This window comes from Microbulbifer pacificus (genome assembly GCF_002959965.1).
In the GTDB taxonomy this organism is placed as follows: Bacteria; Pseudomonadota; Gammaproteobacteria; order Pseudomonadales; family Cellvibrionaceae; genus Microbulbifer; species Microbulbifer pacificus_A.
On record NZ_PREV01000027.1, the window covers coordinates 1,006,273 to 1,022,839 of the forward strand.

Here is a 16,567-nt window from a genome sequence, read left to right on the forward strand (position 1 = left end):
CGAGAGAGAGGAATTGGGTATGTTCAATAAAAATAATGCGGTACCTGGTTTTCATTTGAAGCATCTGCCTTTGGCAATGGCAGGGTTGAGTGGGCTTAGTGTTGTCAGTGTGCCACTGGTCTACGCCCAGGAATCCGCCGGAGCCATGGAAGAAATAGTCGTTTCTGCGCGCCGTCGGGACGAAAGCCTGCAGGAAGTACCCCAGGCTGTCAGTGCCATGAACAGCGAGGAGTTGCTGAAGGCCGGTGTTACTAATCTCGGTGATCTGCAGGCTCAGGCGCCTGGACTTACTGTTTACGCTGCACGCGCAACCACTTCCACAGTGACCGCCTATATTCGCGGGATAGGTCAATCAGACCCACTATGGGGTGTTGAGCCGGGCGTCGGTATCTATGTTGACGATGTTTATATGGCGCGGCCTCAGGGCGCGATGCTGGAAATGCTGGATGTGGAGCGGGTAGAAGTGCTGCGTGGTCCTCAGGGAACACTTTATGGGCGCAATACCATTGGTGGTGCAATCAAGTATGTCAGCAGACCTATCGGCGAAGAAACAGAGATTTCACTGAGTACTGCGCTGGGCAGTTACAACCAGCGGGATTTCAAGGCAGCAATCAGTACTCCTCTGGGAGAAAACGTGTACGCGCGGGTGGCGGTGGGTTCTTTCGAGCGCGATGGCTTTGGTGAAAACCGATTCACCGGTGCCGAGGTTTCCGACAAACAGTTATACGCAGGCCGAGCGGCTATTGAATGGCGGCCAAACGACAGCTGGTCGGTAAACCTCGCCCACGATGTTGTTTACGACCGGTCCGCCGTGCGCGGCGCTCGACGCTTGGTGCCCAATGTGTTTGAGCCATTTTTCAGCGGTGCGGCGCCGCTGCCAGTGAGCGATGATCGCTACGATGTTGACAACGGCTTCCAGAATCAGGCGAACGACACCGACAATTCCGGTACTGCCGTAACGGTTGCCTGGGAAGGGCAGGGTAACTGGGGCTTCAAGTCCATTACGGCCTATCGGGAAGGGCGATACAACCAGGCAATCGACTTCGATGCGACACCCCATCCGATAGCCGATGTTGACGGCATTCAGGTCGATGATCAACTGAGCCAGGAGTTCCAATGGCAGTACAGTGGCGAGAAGCTCGACGGTGTGTTCGGCCTTTACTGGATGGACGCGACGGCGGGCGGGAATGTGCGCAACCGTTTCGGTCTTCCGACAGCGCTGGTTGCGCCGGGGTTAGAAACAATCATCGGGCCGGTAATGGCAATCTATGGTTACAGTGGCGGCGAGGTTCAGACAGATGCACTGGCACTGTTTGGTGATCTCAATTACAGCCTGACCGACAACACGGCATTGAGCCTGGGGGCGCGATTCAATCGCGAGGAAAAGCGCGCGATTGTTTTGAATCAGGGGTTTGTGGATGAGAACTTCACCACTCCCAGTGGCCAGGTTACCGCAGACTTTGACGAGTCTGAAAGTTGGACCGATTTTTCACCGCGTGTAGGCATTGATCACCAGCTTAACCAGACCACGATGCTCTATGCCAGCTACAGCGAAGGCTTCAAAAGCGGTGGTTACAATATCCGGGCTAACACGGTACAGGTACCCGAGTCTCAGAGCCCCTACAAGCCTGAGCGTGTTGCCAGCTATGAAGTGGGGTTTAAATCGGATCTGTCGCCAACCGTTCGACTGAACGCAGCTCTCTTCTATAGCGATTATGAAGACATTCAGCTCAGTATTTTTACCGGTGTAGACACCACGGGAGATGGCAATCCTGACAGTTTCTTTGGTGACTTCACAAACGCCGGTGCGGGTGTAATCCAGGGGCTGGAATTGGAATACTTGTGGGCCCCCAGCGATTTCTTCACCCTGAGCGGTAACGCCACCTGGCTGGATGCGGAGTACAAGGAGTATATTTCCAGTGGCGTGGATGTTGCGAACGAGCAGGAGTTCACGAACACCCCCGAGTTGGCCTACTCGTTAAACGGTAATTTCAACTTTCCGCTGGCAGATCTCGGCGAGTTGAATGCCCGCCTCAGCTATAGCTATCGGGATGACGTCTATCCGACAACCGACCTCAGTGACCTTGTTTTCCAGGAGGGTTATGGTCTCTGGAATGCCACCGTAGTATTTACGCCGCCGAGTGGCAGTTGGCGTTTGGCACTGGAGGGCAAGAATCTCGCCGATGAAGAATACCGTACCACCGGCTATGATCTGCGAGGCTCCGGTTTCCCCATAGTTACCGGTTTTTACGGTGATCCTCGCACACTGGCCCTGCGCCTTAATTTCGATCTTTAACCATATCTTTTGAGAGTGAGTGCCGCCAATCCTGGCGGTGCTCACTCCTGCGCTCTAATAAATGATAGGGGGAGAAACCATGCTGGGTCTGATGATGCAAAGCCAGCTTACCCTGACCGGTATCATGCGCCATGCGCAGAATAATTTTCCAGGGCGGGAAATTGTCTCTATCACGGCAGACAACGACCGACACCGCTACCGCTACACGGAGGCGTTTGCACGTGCGGGTCAACTTGCCAACGCCTTGCAGCGAGTTGGCGCACGCGCCGGCGACCGTATCGGCACCTTGGCCTGGAATGACTACCGCCATTTTGAAATCTATTACGCGACTTCATGTAGCGGTTTGGTCTGTCATACCATCAATCCGCGCCTTTTCGCCGAACAGATCGTCTATATCGTCAACCATGCAGATGATCGTTGGCTGTTTATTGATCCCGCCTTCGTACCACTACTGGAGTCTGTCGCTGACCAGCTCACGTCGGTTCTGGGTATAGTGATCCTCACCGATGAGGCACATATGCCGGCTACCAAGCTACCCAATGTGCACTGTTACGAAACCCTGCTCTCAGGGGAGCATACTGATTTCGAATGGCCGGAGCTGGACGAAAACGCTCCTGCGGCCTTGTGTTACACATCCGGTACGACGGGCAACCCTAAAGGGGTGCTCTTTTCACACCGCGCCATGGTTTTGCATACCTACGGTGTACTTCTTCCCGACGCGTTTGCCCTGCAACAAGGTGAAGCGGTTTTACCGGTTGTGCCGATGTTTCATGTTAATGCCTGGTCACTACCCTATGCCGCTCCCGTGATGGGGGCCAAGCTGGTGCTTCCTGGCCCGAAAATGGGCTGTGGGGAAACACTGTGCACGCTGATTCGGGAAGAGAATGTGAATGTTGCCGCCGGAGTGCCTACGGTATGGCTGGCCCTGCTGAAATATTTACGCGAAACCGACTTGCAGATTCCGAGCCTGAACCGCGTCATCGTAGGTGGCGCCGCCTGTCCCTGGTCGATCATGGAAGAATTCGAGGAACGTCACAACGTTTATACCCATCACGCTTGGGGCATGACCGAGATGAGCCCACTCGGGACGTATAACGGGCGCGTGCCGGGTGGTCTCGCTGCGGAAGAATCCAAACGCCTGCGACTCAAGCAGGGACGTGCAGTTTACGGGGTGGAGATGCGCATTGTGCGTGAGGACGGCGTGGAATTACCGCGCGATGGTATTGCGTATGGTGCGCTACAAGTGCGTGGCCCCTGGATCTGTGAACGGTATTTCAAGGCGGATGACACTGCGCTGACAGAGGACGGTTGGTTCGATACCGGAGATGTCGCCACGATTGACGCTGATGGGTATCTGGGTATCACCGATCGCACTAAGGATGTGATCAAGTCTGGTGGGGAGTGGATTTCCTCCATCGAATTGGAAAACCTCGCCGTGGCAATGGAGGGGGTTCAAGAGGCCGCCGTGATCGGTATTGCCCATGAAAAGTGGGATGAGCGTCCGCTGTTACTGGTGGTTCCCATTCCCGGAGTCCAATTGAATCCGCAGGAAGTGCTCGCAAAATTTCATGGCAAGGTCGCCAGATGGTGGATTCCGGATGGCTGCCTGATTGTCGATGAAATTCCTCATACGGCAACGGGGAAGATCAGCAAAAAGGATCTGAGAGCACAGCTGGCTGATTTTCACTGGCCACAGCTCGAACCCGCCTGACAACGAATTATGGAGGTGTCTGCGGTACTACCAGGATGGTGGAAGAATGATGAGTGTAAACGACTAATCTAACAAACAGGTGTCTTATGAAAAAAATAATAGCGACGCTGTTGTGTTGTTTTGCTGTACAACAGGCCACTGCTGAATCTCGCTGCACGATTACGCCGGGGAGCTGGTTCAAACAGGAACGAATTGACTGCACATACCGGGGAATACGTATCCCCTCCAGTGCCATTACCGATCGTGAAGTAATCTGGGAGCTTCCCCTCGGCACACCGCCGGCGGGTGGCTGGCCAGTGGCATTGATATATCAGGGCTCCTTCCTGCCTGTGGAGTTTTCCCGCAAGAAAAACGACCCTTTTGGCGGCTACTGGGAGGCGCGGACAATCAAAGCCCTGCTGGATGCGGGCTATGCTGTTATTGCTCCGCGCGCCCCGGCGGAGTTGGCATGGCATACCAATATGCTCTCGCCCGACGAAATTTACGAGCTCAGTACTGACTACAGCTTCCTGAACAATGTATTCGATGCAATCGATGCTGGTTTGTTTGGACCGTTAAATGGAGATAGGAAATACGCTACCGGAATTTCCAGTGGCGGTTACAACACCAGCCGTATGGCAGTCAGCTGGCCTGGCGAATTCAAAGCGCTGGTGGTTCACTCCGCCTCTTACGCTGTTTGTGCCGGTCCCGCTTGTGTCGTGCCTTTGAACCTGCCGGACGACCACCCGCCGACGCGGTTCGTTCACGGCTTTCTGGATACCATCGCTCCATGGTGGGCCATGGATCTCTACTACGATCGACTACTTTGGGAAGGGATAGAAACCGACCGGTTGACCGAGGTGATGGGCAGTCATGAATGGTTCCCCAGTTCCCCGAATGCGGTCGTGAGTTGGTTTAACGCGCACCAATAAAGGACACCCGACAACATGCCCCATCCTGCATATATTTACGATGCCATTCGCACTCCCCGAGGTAAGGGGAAAGTGGACGGTTCTCTGCATCAGGTGCAACCTGCGGTGCTTGGCGGCGGTCTCCTTGGCGCGCTGCAACGCCGTCACGATCTGGATACCAGCCAAGTCGATGATGTGATTATGGGGTGCGTGTCTCCGGTCGGAGAGCAGGGTGGGGATATTGCAAAATCCATCGTCCAGTACGCGGGATGGGCTGAATGTGTCCCTGGCGTACAGTTGGACCGGTTTTGCGCCTCCGGACTCGAAGCGGTCAATATGGCCGCGATGAAGGTGGCTTCCGGATGGGAACAACTGGTAGTGGCGGGTGGCGTAGAGTCCATGTCCCGCGTACCTATGGGTTCTTCCTGGAAGCATGACCCGAACTTGGCCCTTCGCTACAGCCTGGTGCCGCAGGGTGTCGCTGCCGATGCCATCGCGACCATGGGCGGCTGGACGCGGGAGGACGTCGATGCCTATGCCGTTGAATCACAGAGGCGAGCGTCTACGGCTCGCTCTCAGGGTTTCTTCGACAAATCCATCGCGCCGGTAGTGGATGCCGACGGAGCGATCCTGCTCGCCCAGGATGAAATCATTAAACCTGACACCACCCTGAACATACTTGGCAATCTGCGCCCCGCATTTGCCGATCTGGGTATATCCGCTTATGACGAAATACTGCTCGGCAAATACCCGGAACTCGATGAAATACAGCACGTGCACACCGCGGGTAACTCCTCTGGCATTGTGGATGGCGCAGCGGCTGTCCTGATTGGTAGCGAACAAGCAGGAAGGAAGCTGGGCCTTGCGCCCCGGGCGAGAATCGTTTCGACGGCGGTGCTGGCGAATGATCCGAGCCTGATGTTGATCGGAGCGGGTCCGGCGGCTCAGAAGGCGCTGCAAAGGGCGGGGCTGAGTGTCGAGGATATCGACCTGTTCGAAATGAACGAGGCCTTCTCCGCAGTCGTTTTGCGATTTATGCGGGATCTGGGTATTTCCCATGACGTCACCAACGTCAATGGCGGTGCGATCGCGATGGGGCATCCGTTGGGTGCCACCGGCGCCATGTTGGTAGGAACAATGACCGATGAGCTGGAACGTCGCCAATTGCGGCGTGGTTTGATCGCGCTGTGTGTGGGCGGCGGCCAGGGAATTGCCGCGATCATTGAGCGCGTTTAAGCGGTACTGAAGAGCTTGGAATTCGAGTATGAACATAAAAGATAAGGTGGCCATTGTTACCGGTGGCGCATCCGGGTTGGGGCGGGCTACGGTGGAGCGCTACCTGAAAGATGGTGCCAAGGTGGCGATATTCGATATGAATGCAGAGGCCGGTAGCCGGTTGGCGGCAGATCTTGGGGCCAACGTGGCGTTCTTTACCGTTGATGTTTCCGATGAAGATTCGGTGGCCGCTGGCATTAAACAGGTACTTCACACCTTCGGGGAAATTCACATTCTGAATAACTTTGCGGGTATAGCTCCGGCCTGTAAAACCCTGGGCAAGCGTGGCCCACATCCACTGCCTGACTATATGAAGGTCATTATGATCAATCAGGTTGGGAGTTTTAATATGGCCCGACTCTGTGCCGAGCAGATGGCAAAAAATAGCCCGGTTAACGAAGATGGTGAGCGAGGCGTAATCATCAATACCGCATCCGTTGCCGCGTATGAGGGGCAGATAGGGCAGGTAGCCTACAGTGCGAGTAAGGCGGCGGTGGTGGGTATGACCTTACCGATGGCTAGAGAGCTGGCCCCTTACGGTATCCGCGTTGTCACCATAGCGCCCGGCCTGGTGCACACACCTCTTTTTGATGCGGTCGATGAAACCTATTACAAATCGCTCGAAGCCTCCACAGTATTTCCCTCCCGCCTAGGACGGGTTAGCGAAATTGCAGATCTCTCCGCGCATCTGATTGAAAATTCCTACATCAATGGCGAGTGCATACGTATTGATGCTGGCATTCGCATGCAGCCAAAATAATTAGGGGTGATAAACCATTATGGATTTTGCACTCACTGAAGAGCAGATGATGGTGCAGGAGGCCGCGCGTGAGTTTGCGAGTCGAGAGCTAAAACCCATTGCTAAGGAATTGGATGAGACCGGTAATCGAGCGCTCTTTTTGGCAAAACTCAAGCAGTTGGCCGAACTCGGCTTTATGGGCATCAATATTGATCCAACGTTTGGTGGAACCGGTGCCGGCTCAATCGCATTCAGTCTTGCGATCACGGAGCTGGCCCGCGGCTGTGCCTCGACTGCTACCACCACGTCTGTCACCAATATGGTTGCGGAAGTCATCCAGACGGTTGGAAACAATGAGCAAAAGGCAGCGTATCTGCCGAAGCTCTGTAACGGAGAGTATTCGGCAGGGGCGTTTTGTCTGACAGAGCCAGGATCCGGATCTGATGCTGCCGCGATGCGCACCCGCGCGGTGAAGGACGGCGACAGCTATGTATTGAATGGCAACAAGCTTTTTATCAGTAGTGCGGAATATGCCGGCATTTTCATCGTATGGGCTGTTACCAACACAGAAGCCAGTAAAGGTAAGGGCATATCATGCTTTCTCGTGGAGGCTGGAACACCGGGGTTAGTGATTGGGCGGGCTGAAGACAAAATGGGGCAAAAGGCAACAGTGACGAACGAGGTGGCCTTTGATCACTGCCGAGTCCCTGCTTGTAACCTGCTTGGTGAGGTTGATCGCGGATTTCGCATTGCCGCCGCAGAGCTGGCAGGCGGGCGGATTGGTATTGGCTCCCTCGCCCTCGGCATCGGACTGGAAGCGCTGGATCGAGCTCGACTATATCTTCAGGAGCGGGAGCAGTTTGGTCGCAAACTCGCGGAGTTTCAGGGCTTGCAATGGCAGCTCGCCGACAAGTACACCGATTTGGAAGCTGCGCGACTTCTTCTCATGCAGGCGGCTTGGCAGAAGGATGCGGGCATGCATTTCGGCCCCGCCGCCTCCATGGCCAAGCTTTACGCCAGTGAGAAGGCGAACTCTGCCTGTTATATCGCGCAGCAGATGCATGGCGGTGCTGGTTACACAAAGGAATTGCCGCTTGAGCGAATGGTACGAGACATCCGTATTACCACAATATATGAAGGTACCAGCGAGATTCAGCGAATGATTATTGCCCGCGAACTCATGAACGCCGTGAGTTGAGCTGAGCAAAGCCGGGAAGAGAGGCCGGCTCAGTCAGGCCGCTGTTGGCTGCCATATTGTTCCTTGCCACTCTCTGATGGATAGCCAGCCTGGCCTGTTCGGGGTGTAGAATGCCTCCCTCGATCATCGTCGGAGAACACGCGAAATGAACACCACCCCCGTATTCTATCCAATCGGTACTCCCGGCACGCCCTGGGGCGATCTGGAGCGCGCCGAGTGGTTGTCACGACAGACTCGCCAGCGCAGCTACGCATCTGAAGTGGTGAGTAAGATCGAGGGCCTGCGTGATCGTTTTGACGTGGAAGAGTACGGCCGTCTGGAATATGGCGACGAGAGCTTTCCGCTGCTGGCAATCCGCAGCCATGACTGGAGTGAAGATCTGCCAGTGGTGCTGGTAACGGGCGGGGTACATGGATACGAGACCAGCGGTGTACACGGTGCGCTGGAGTTCGTGGATCAGCATGCCGCGGAATACGCCGGTCGCGTCAACCTGCTGGTTGCACCCTGCGTCAGCCCCTGGGCCTACGAGCGTATCCACCGCTGGAACCCGAACGCCATCGACCCGAACCGATCCTTCCGCGAGAACAGCCCGGCCGAAGAATCCGCGGCGCTGCTGCGTCTTGTGGAACCCATCCGCGACCGTGCACTGATGCATATTGACCTGCACGAAACCACTGATACCGATGAAACCGAATTCCGCCCGGCACTGGCCGCCCGTGATGGCAAGCCGTTCACGCCGGGTGGTATTCCCGATGGCTTTTATCTGGTGGACGACAGCGAGAACCCGCAGCCCGAATTCCAGCAGGCGGTGATCGCAGCGGTAGAGAAGGTCACCCATATCGCGCCGGCGGACGACAACAACGAGATCATCGGCTCACCGGTGGTCGCTCGCGGCGTGATCGAATACCCGCTCAGGCAGCTGGGTCTGTGTGCCAGTATCACCAACGCCCGCTACAAGACCACTACCGAGGTCTACCCCGACAGCCCCCGTGCCACGCCCGAGCAGTGCAACACCGCACAGGCGGTCGCGGTGTGTGCGGCGATCGATTACGCGCTTGCACAGCATTAACAAACGGAAACCGAAGGGGCCGATTAACGTTATGGCATTAATTTGATTGAGTTCATGTAATGCCAACATGTTGCACTACCACTAATTTTTTCCGTTGAAAAAGTTAGATTGCTCGAACTTGATCTAGCATTGGGAATTAGTGAATAACCCAACAGGTGCAACATGAGTAATGAGCAGACGTACGAAGGAAGCTGTTTTTGTGGTGCGGTCCAATTGACTGTCACGGGTGAGCCAGCTGCCATGGGCTATTGCCATTGCGAGTCCTGTCGACACTGGTCAGCGGGTCCGGTCAATGCATTCACCCTGTGGAAGCCGGAGGCGGTAAAAGTCACACAGGGTGTCGATAACATCGCTACTTTCAGTAAGACACCCAAGAGTTATCGCAAATGGTGTAAAACCTGCGGGGGACACGTTTTCGCCGAACATCCAACACTGGGCCTGACGGATGTGTTTGCCGCGGTGATCCCCACCTTTCCCTATAAACCCGGTGTGCATGTGAATTACCAGGAAGCCGTATTGCGTGTCCGCGACGGGTTACCCAAGTTGAAGGATTTCCCGGCAGAATTTGGTGGCTCAGGTGAAATTATCCCGGAGTAGTACTCGGTACCTCATTTCTTCAGGCGCTCAGGTTCACTGCTATTGATTGGAGTGGAAGTGCTGCGGTGGCTTTCAGCCCTATGCGGGTGGATCTGATCTTTCCCTTTGCGTAGGGCTCGAATTGCCGATCATGACGTAGATGTCATTCGTGTCAGTTTTTCTCAATCATTATGATTTGTTTCCCGTTATTTACGTGAGAGGGTTCACGAAATGTGACGTTTAGTATATTTTTCTCCAAAATAACTTAATTGGGGGATAACGTTCGTGGGATCTAAATGGAAGTTGGTTCTGGCTACACTGGCCGTGTCTTATGGTTCTGGTGCCTTTGCGATTAGCACAGGTGCAATGAGAGAACTGAAAAATGAAAGCCTGCTGAATGGCCTGTATTCAGATCGCAGAGAAGAAATCGGGTTATTGGAAATTCATCGTCTGGAAACGGATATTTACAAGCTGACAAAGCTCAGAGCCAGTGCGATTAAAGCGCAATACAATTTGCCTGCGGACGAGCGGGCTGAAGTTCTGGCTGAAATTGTTGGGATACTTGGTGAATTCTCCTTGATCGACGATGCCGATTACGCATCATTCCAAAAGGGACAATTCTCATTGTCAAAAGACGATGCCAAGGATATTGCAAAATTGGCCGATCAGATGATTGAGGACAAGTCCAACCAAATTGAGCAGCAGAAGCGACAGCATAAAGTTGAATTGAAACCCTTGGACTCACTGGCAGGCGTGTCATTTGGTACTGGTGACAATGCCATTTCCCCCAAGCTATCGTTCTATAAATGGGATTCAGGTGTGTTTAAGGAGCCTGAAACTCCGTTGAAGGATGTATGGCATTGGGGTTACGGGGTTAACTTGGACCTGGGGGCCGGAAATGTATCCAAGACGGCAGAAGAAGCCGCAGATGACTTGATGCTGGAAGGGGGCGATGGCCGAATTTCCATTGAGGGTGCGGTCGGGTATCAGTTCAATCAGAACCTGAATATTTCAATTGGGGCAACAGTCAATCAATCTTGGTTGAACGCCGACATTGAAGAAGACGGTCAAAAGTATGAGGTCGATGATAGTGCTCGCCAGGTGACCGCCAACATTATTCTGGAAACCCAATTCTTTTATCTGGGGCTTGAGCACGGCTGGAACAAATTTGTTGGCGATGGCCAGAACCGATTTGCCGAGGCGATCGATGGCAATGAGACGACAAGAGTTTCATTCCTTGTGTCTTTGCAGGATTACTATATCCGCTTCGACAGCATGAAGGGCGAGAGTGGTACGGTAAATAGCGTTTCTCTCAGCAAAGACCTCGATCTTTTCTGAGCTCGTTAATCTGACAACCCTGCAATGGAGGTCACGATACTGTGACCTCTGTTTGCAGTGTCACTGCTGCCGTGAGCGAGTTGGTAATCAGGCAGCTCTGCTCAGACTTCTCCAGTAACTTTTGCGCTTTATCAGTATCCGTACCCTGGGGTACATCGAGTTTCGCATTCACTTCAAACGCCGTGAAGCAGGTCTTGCGACCGTCCTTGTCCAGCGTGCCAGTGGCACTGCATTCCAGATTCGTCCACTCAAGCCCATTGAACTTGGCAATGGCGCGAAAGGTGAGAATAAAGCAGTCGGCCACCGCGGCTACCAACAATTCCTCTGGTGACCACTGGTCGCCCGGGCCATCGAACTGAACCGGCCCAGCTGAGGTAATTGGGGCTAGCTGTCCGGCTGTGAGAATGACGTTTCCTTCGTTCGCTGCGTTTGCGGCTACCTGATATTTGTGGGGAAGCGATTCCATGGCATTTCCTATCGACGTGTCTGTGGTCCGGAAGGGGCGCAAGCGCTGGGAATGTCTGGGCGCGGTTATCCGGCTAATGCGAGTTTGAAACTATCCCGGTATCTGCGGGAAAGGTTCAGCTGTTTACCACACTGTAGTTGAACCTCACCGTCGCCACTGGGTTCGAAACGGATGTGTTCGATGACATTGTGGTTTACCACCAGTCCGCGGTGAATGCGGCTGAACCCGGCTGGGGCGAGGCGTTCGCTGATGTCCTTCAGAGTGCTGCGCAGGGGGTAAATGCGCCCGCGGCTGTGCAGGTTTACATAATTGCCGGCGGACTCGATCCATTCGATATCGGACACCCGCACCAGAAATTCCTTGTCGAGCTTTTTCACCAGGAAGTGCTCCGGTGGCCGCTGCCCGGCGCTGTCAATCTGCGGGGCTTCATTTTCCGCGATCAGGCTGGCTTCACCTTTCAGGCGGCTGTAGGCCAGGCGGAACACGTAATACATGCAGAAGTAACTCGCGTATCCCATTACATCCTTGCGGTACTCATACCAGAGTTCCGGCAGCCAGCGGCCAAAGTCGTAACTGCTCCCCATCAGGGCATATAGCGCTTTACACATCAGTACCATCAATACCACATGGGCTACGGAAAACAGCACCGACGCCAATAGGTGCAGGCCGAGCTGCCGGCCTATCCGGGTCAGGCGCGGGGGGGGGGGGTAGCGGAAGGCGAAGAATGCCAAGGGAAACAGTATCAGCAGGCTGAGGGCACTGGTGTACTCCCAGGCGAAGGGTTCCCACTGCTGGATGGTCGCAGGGCCGTTGCGATTGTGGTCTGCCCACACGGAAAGTGCATTGACGGTATTGCTGGCGAAGATATAAACCGCGAGTATCAGGTAGATATACACGGTGCGATGGCGATCGAATCGGGCGATCCAGGGGGAGGGGCACACACCGGATGGTGACGATTCCCGTTCACTGTTTTCCATGGACATCCCACTTACCACCATTGCACACTGGTACAACCACGGGCGTTACCTGCTGGTGTTCGTTTTCGGCTACCTGTTCGCCCAGCAACCGCGCTGGTGGCGGTTTGTAATTGCCCGGCGCGCCGTATTCCTGAGCCTGGCCATTGGTTGCTATGCACTGATCGTCGCCGACCGCAACGGGGCTTTCGACGGGCTGGATGCCGGGGTCGCGGGCCACCCCGGCCATGCGCTTGCTGGTCGCCAGTGTGGTGGCACTTAACCTGTGGTCGTGGATATTTTCCGTGGTGGGTTTTGCCGGCTTCTACCTGAATCGTCCGAGCCCGTTGCTCCGCTATACCAACCCAGCGATTTTGCCCTGGTACATGCTGCACCAGACATTGATCATTGTGTTTGCCTGGAGCCTCAAGTCGTTGGCACTGCCGATGTGGTGGGAGGCTTTGGTTCTGTTGGCGTTGACGGTTGCCGGGTGCTTCATTGGCTATGAAGTCATCCGCCGTGTGAATACCCTGCGCTGGCTGTGCGGAATGGATGCGGCGGTAAGAGAAAAGAGCCAAAGCCTGCAAGAGGATGCCGCCACACCCGGTGCGATTTCGGCCCCCTGACGATCTGGCAGCCATAACGGAGTAGCGAGTACAACGTGTTTTCATGCTATTTGGTTATAGCATGACGGTCGACATCTATTGGTATTGTTGGATGATGGTTGTAATATAAATGCGGTTGGAGTTCAGATTCCGCACATTTCGTCGCCAGAGGAACACGACAATGCCGTCAATCGTTATCGCAGGTTACAAACGCTCGCCGTTTCACTTTGCCCGCAAGGGCGCGCTGGTGGATGTGCGGCCGGATGATCTCGCCGCCCAGGTACTGTGCGGCCTGGTGGAGTCTCTGGATCTGGACCCGGCGGAAATCGAGGATGTGATCATGGGCTGCGCCTATCCCGAGGCGGAGCAGGGCATGAATATCGCGCGCATCGCCAGCTTCCGCGCGGGCTTCCCGCAGCATCTGGGCGGTATGACGATCAACCGTTTCTGCGGCTCGTCCATGAGCGCGGTGCACTACGCCTATGGGCAGATCGCGGTGGGGGCGGGCGAGGCGTTTATCGCCGCTGGCGTGGAGTCCATGACGCGAGTGCCCATGGGTGGCTTCAACATATCGCCGAATCCGACGCTGCTGGAGACGTTCCCGCAGGTATACATGTCCATGGGTCACACCGCCGAAGAGGTGGCCAAGCGCTATGACATTAGCCGGGTGGAGCAGGAATCCTTTGCGGTGGAATCCCATGCGAAAGCGACTGTTGCGCAGCAGCGTGGCTTGCTGGCACCGGAAATTATCGCGGTGGAAACACCCAGTGGACTGGTGGCAGAGGACGGCTGTATCCGCCCCGGCACCAATACGGAAGCGCTGGCACAGCTAAAGCCGGCGTTTGAGGGTACCGTGACCGCAGGGACTGCCTCGCCACTCACCGATGGCGCTGCCGCGCTGCTGGTGTGTACCGAGTCCTTCGCGCGCAGTCACGGAATGGACATTCTCGCGCGGATCAAGGCGGTGGCAGTGGCTGGTTGCGCACCGGAAATCATGGGCATGGGACCGGTACACGCGGCCCGCAAGCTGCTGGGTCGCGCCGGTCTCAGCATTGCGGATATTGGTCTGGTAGAAATCAACGAAGCCTTTGCCAGTCAGTCCATTGCCTGTGTGCGTGAGCTCGGGCTGGAGATGGAACGGATCAACCTGCACGGTGGCGCCACCGCACTGGGGCACCCGCTGGGTGCAACCGGCGCGCGCATCACCGGCAAGGCGGCGGCGCTGCTGCGCGATAGCGATGAGCGCTATGCGGTGGCCACTCAGTGCATTGCCGGTGGCCAGGGTGTCGCGACTCTGCTGGAGCGTGTCGATTCCTGAATGTTGCGGGGAGTAGGTGTTGTGGAGTTTCGACGTTAATATGACGTTCGACATCTGATGTGAGGGCGCCATGCGCTATTCCAAAGAACACAAGGCTGAAACCCGCCTGCGGATTGTGGATGAGGCCTCGCGGCGTTTTCGCCGTGATGGCATCGGTGCCACCGGCTTGCAGGTGCTGATGAAAGCACTGGGGTTGACCCACGGTGGTTTTTACGCGCACTTCAAATCCAAGGACGACCTGGTGGAAACGGCGCTACAACGCGCGGTCGAAGAACGTGATGAGGTGGTGGATACGTACATGGAGGCGGATGCGCCGCTGCAGACGCTGATTGAGCAATACCTGTCGGCGGCCCATCGCAAGCACCCGGAGCAGGGCTGCCCGCTGCCTACCATGGCCGCAGAGCTGGGCCAGCGTGGCGCCCCCAGTGCCACCACGGATCAGCTGGTAAAGAAGCGCCTGGAACAGATCGCCACCGGACTTGGCGGTGATGAAGACGCCGATGAACGCAGCGTACTCATGCTGTCCGCCATGGTCGGTGCCCTGCAGCTGTCGCGCAGCGTGAAGAGCAAGCGCCTTTCCGACAGTATCCTGCAGACCACCGGGCGACTTCTAAAGGAAATGGCTGATTCGTAAAAACGGGTTCGACCTTGCAGCGCGCTTGTCTTCTATAGAGCGCTGTAAAGCCATCATCGGCTTATGCAAGGGGCTGTGGGCTAGAGGCGTCGCTGAAAGTGCATCAGCACAATATCACGCCCCTGTTTTTGGTAAGTATGAAAACGGTCGATAATGGCCGAAGGCAGCCCGATCTCGGACACTTCCGCATAACCCAGGGACTCGTAAAATGGTACGAGATGTTGGTAGGGGAAGGTAAAGGTGTGGTCGTCACAGGCTTCTGCCATATGTTCCAGCAACAGTCGTGCGACACCACGGCCGCGATGGTTCTCGGCGACTGCCACACCGGTCAGTAGTTGGCTGTCTGTCAGTTTGCGTAGCGAGCCGCAGGCAATAATCTGGTTTTTTCCGTCGCGGATGACCAAGCAGGGATCATGCCGCCGTGCTTTGCCGCGAAAATTATGGCTGCGGTAGAATTTGTTGGCTAACGGTATCTCCACGTCGGAAAGCCACTGAGCAGTCAGAGAATCAGTCGAAAAGTCCGGATCCATATCACTCCATGCCACGCGAAATCTGCTCAACCTGCCAGCGCCCCCTCAAGGTCTGCTATTGCAGTGCACTGGTCCATATCCCTAACCGGATAAAGGTTCTCATCATACAGCACCCCCTGGAACAGAAGCACCCGTTCAATACCGGACGGATGGCGCACCTCTGTCTCGACAACAGTGAGTTGATTGTGGCAGAGCAGCTGTCGGACGAAGAACTGGGGCAGTTGCTGAAACCCAGGTCTGCACTGCTCTATCCATCATTGAGCTGGTTGCCGGAAGCGGAGCAGCTGCAGTCCGGCACGCCACAGGCCGAGGCGCTGGAGCAGCTGGTAGTGATCGATGCAACCTGGCGGAAGTCGAAGAAGATGCTGCATTTGCATCCGATATTGCAGCAGCTGCCGAGAGTGAGTTTTGAGGGGGCGTTACAATCGGACTACCAGATTCGCCACTCATCGTTTGAGAACAGTCTGTCGACCATTGAAAGTATTGTTTTGGCAATGCAGGGCCTTGAGCCGGTTCGAAATTTTAAAGTCGTGCTACGCCCGTTCCAGAAAATGATTTCACTTCAAAAAGCATTGGGTACGCGGTGACAAGTTTTTTGATGGCTTTATAACTATATTTTTACGCAGAATTTTTACGCAGAGAAAAACCATCGTGACGACTGATGAGGTTGACTGCTATATCTATGGTAAAGCAATCAATCTCATTTTTAACATCTGGATCTCGGTTGAGTAGTACGGGTCTTTACTTTCAGATTTAAAGTAGACTTTTTGTATTAGTCCCCCTGGAGATGATGTTCGTTAAAGCCCTGACATAGAGAATGGTTGTGCTTGTGCTTCGAGCAACGTGTGATTTGTTGGATTTATGTCACAGGAAAAATGCACCCATTCTTTCTCGGAAAGAGAAATATAAGTTCTAAATTTGTTTTTTGATGGGGTGTAGTTCTGAGGGGGTGGAAATAGCCCCCAGGAG

The 16,567-nt window shown here is 55.1% G+C and carries 17 protein-coding genes; 14 read left to right on the forward strand and 3 right to left on the reverse strand.

From position 1 onward, the window contains the following. Window positions 1-19: 19 nt before the first annotated feature. The 9 genes from C3938_RS15030 to C3938_RS15070 all read left to right on the forward strand — a co-directional run bounded on the left by C3938_RS15030 (window position 20) and on the right by C3938_RS15070 (window position 11,092). Complete coding sequence (locus C3938_RS15030; protein WP_199775621.1) at window positions 20-2,296, forward strand: TonB-dependent receptor; 2,277 nt, start codon at window positions 20-22, stop codon at window positions 2,294-2,296. A 79-nt stretch (window positions 2,297-2,375) separates the two neighbouring features. Beyond that, the gene (locus C3938_RS15035) at window positions 2,376-4,007 is read left to right on the forward strand and encodes a long-chain-fatty-acid--CoA ligase (protein ID WP_105104048.1); all 1,632 of its coding nucleotides are present in this window, start codon (window positions 2,376-2,378) and stop codon (window positions 4,005-4,007) included. A gap of 86 nt (window positions 4,008-4,093) precedes the next feature. After that, entirely contained in the window at window positions 4,094-4,918 is an 825-nt protein-coding gene (locus C3938_RS15040; RefSeq protein ID WP_105104049.1) for a plasmid partitioning protein, read from the forward strand. Window positions 4,919-4,933: 15 nt separating this feature from the next. Continuing rightward, on the forward strand, window positions 4,934-6,133 hold the full coding sequence (locus C3938_RS15045) for an acetyl-CoA C-acetyltransferase (protein ID WP_105104050.1): 1,200 nt from the start codon (window positions 4,934-4,936) through the stop codon (window positions 6,131-6,133). 28 nt (window positions 6,134-6,161) lie between these two features. After that, window positions 6,162-6,932 carry an SDR family NAD(P)-dependent oxidoreductase gene (locus tag C3938_RS15050; protein ID WP_105104051.1) on the forward strand — a complete coding sequence of 257 codons (771 nt, stop codon included), beginning with the start codon at window positions 6,162-6,164 and terminating at the stop codon, window positions 6,930-6,932. A 19-nt stretch (window positions 6,933-6,951) separates the two neighbouring features. Beyond that, the gene (locus C3938_RS15055; RefSeq protein WP_105104052.1) at window positions 6,952-8,109 is read left to right on the forward strand and encodes an acyl-CoA dehydrogenase family protein; all 1,158 of its coding nucleotides are present in this window, start codon (window positions 6,952-6,954) and stop codon (window positions 8,107-8,109) included. Window positions 8,110-8,254: 145 nt separating this feature from the next. Further along, entirely contained in the window at window positions 8,255-9,178 is a 924-nt protein-coding gene (locus tag C3938_RS15060) for a M14 family metallopeptidase (protein ID WP_105104053.1), read from the forward strand. A gap of 162 nt (window positions 9,179-9,340) precedes the next feature. Next, window positions 9,341-9,775: a GFA family protein gene (locus C3938_RS15065; protein ID WP_105104054.1), complete on the forward strand. Its 435-nt coding sequence runs from the start codon at window positions 9,341-9,343 to the stop codon at window positions 9,773-9,775. A gap of 264 nt (window positions 9,776-10,039) precedes the next feature. Next, window positions 10,040-11,092: a hypothetical protein gene (locus C3938_RS15070; protein WP_158681721.1), complete on the forward strand. Its 1,053-nt coding sequence runs from the start codon at window positions 10,040-10,042 to the stop codon at window positions 11,090-11,092. A 31-nt stretch (window positions 11,093-11,123) separates the two neighbouring features. Here the strand turns inward: C3938_RS15070 and C3938_RS15075 are convergent, their stop codons facing one another. Both C3938_RS15075 and C3938_RS15080 read right to left on the reverse strand, forming a co-directional pair. Beyond that, on the reverse strand, window positions 11,124-11,558 hold the full coding sequence (locus tag C3938_RS15075; RefSeq protein WP_105104056.1) for an OsmC family protein: 435 nt from the start codon (window positions 11,556-11,558) through the stop codon (window positions 11,124-11,126). Between the two features lie 65 nt (window positions 11,559-11,623). Further along, window positions 11,624-12,535 carry a LytR/AlgR family response regulator transcription factor gene (locus C3938_RS15080; protein ID WP_105104057.1) on the reverse strand — a complete coding sequence of 304 codons (912 nt, stop codon included), beginning with the start codon at window positions 12,533-12,535 and terminating at the stop codon, window positions 11,624-11,626. Here C3938_RS15080 and C3938_RS15085 point away from each other — a divergent pair. The 4 genes from C3938_RS15085 (at window position 12,534) to C3938_RS15100 (ending at window position 15,068) form a co-directional block, all read left to right on the forward strand. Next, window positions 12,534-12,794 (forward strand): hypothetical protein, encoded by a 261-nt coding sequence (locus C3938_RS15085; protein WP_105104058.1) that lies wholly within the window; start codon window positions 12,534-12,536, stop codon window positions 12,792-12,794. The two genes, C3938_RS15080 and C3938_RS15085, sit on opposite strands and share 2 nt — an antisense overlap. Then, entirely contained in the window at window positions 12,760-13,137 is a 378-nt protein-coding gene (locus C3938_RS15090) for a hypothetical protein (RefSeq protein ID WP_105104059.1), read from the forward strand. The genes C3938_RS15085 and C3938_RS15090 overlap by 35 nt, the downstream gene beginning before the upstream one ends. 160 nt (window positions 13,138-13,297) lie before the next feature. Next, a complete protein-coding gene (locus tag C3938_RS15095) occupies window positions 13,298-14,434 on the forward strand; it encodes a thiolase family protein (protein WP_105104060.1) in 1,137 nt (378 codons plus the stop codon). Window positions 14,435-14,504: 70 nt separating this feature from the next. After that, window positions 14,505-15,068 carry a TetR/AcrR family transcriptional regulator gene (locus C3938_RS15100; protein ID WP_105104061.1) on the forward strand — a complete coding sequence of 188 codons (564 nt, stop codon included), beginning with the start codon at window positions 14,505-14,507 and terminating at the stop codon, window positions 15,066-15,068. Window positions 15,069-15,148: 80 nt separating this feature from the next. Here the strand turns inward: C3938_RS15100 and C3938_RS15105 are convergent, their stop codons facing one another. Continuing rightward, a complete protein-coding gene (locus C3938_RS15105; protein WP_233998939.1) occupies window positions 15,149-15,613 on the reverse strand; it encodes a GNAT family N-acetyltransferase in 465 nt (154 codons plus the stop codon). Between C3938_RS15105 and C3938_RS15110 the strand changes: the two genes are divergently transcribed. Beyond that, window positions 15,607-16,185 carry a tRNA-uridine aminocarboxypropyltransferase gene (locus tag C3938_RS15110; RefSeq protein WP_105104063.1) on the forward strand — a complete coding sequence of 193 codons (579 nt, stop codon included), beginning with the start codon at window positions 15,607-15,609 and terminating at the stop codon, window positions 16,183-16,185. The genes C3938_RS15105 and C3938_RS15110 overlap by 7 nt on opposite strands. Window positions 16,186-16,567 lie beyond the last annotated feature (382 nt).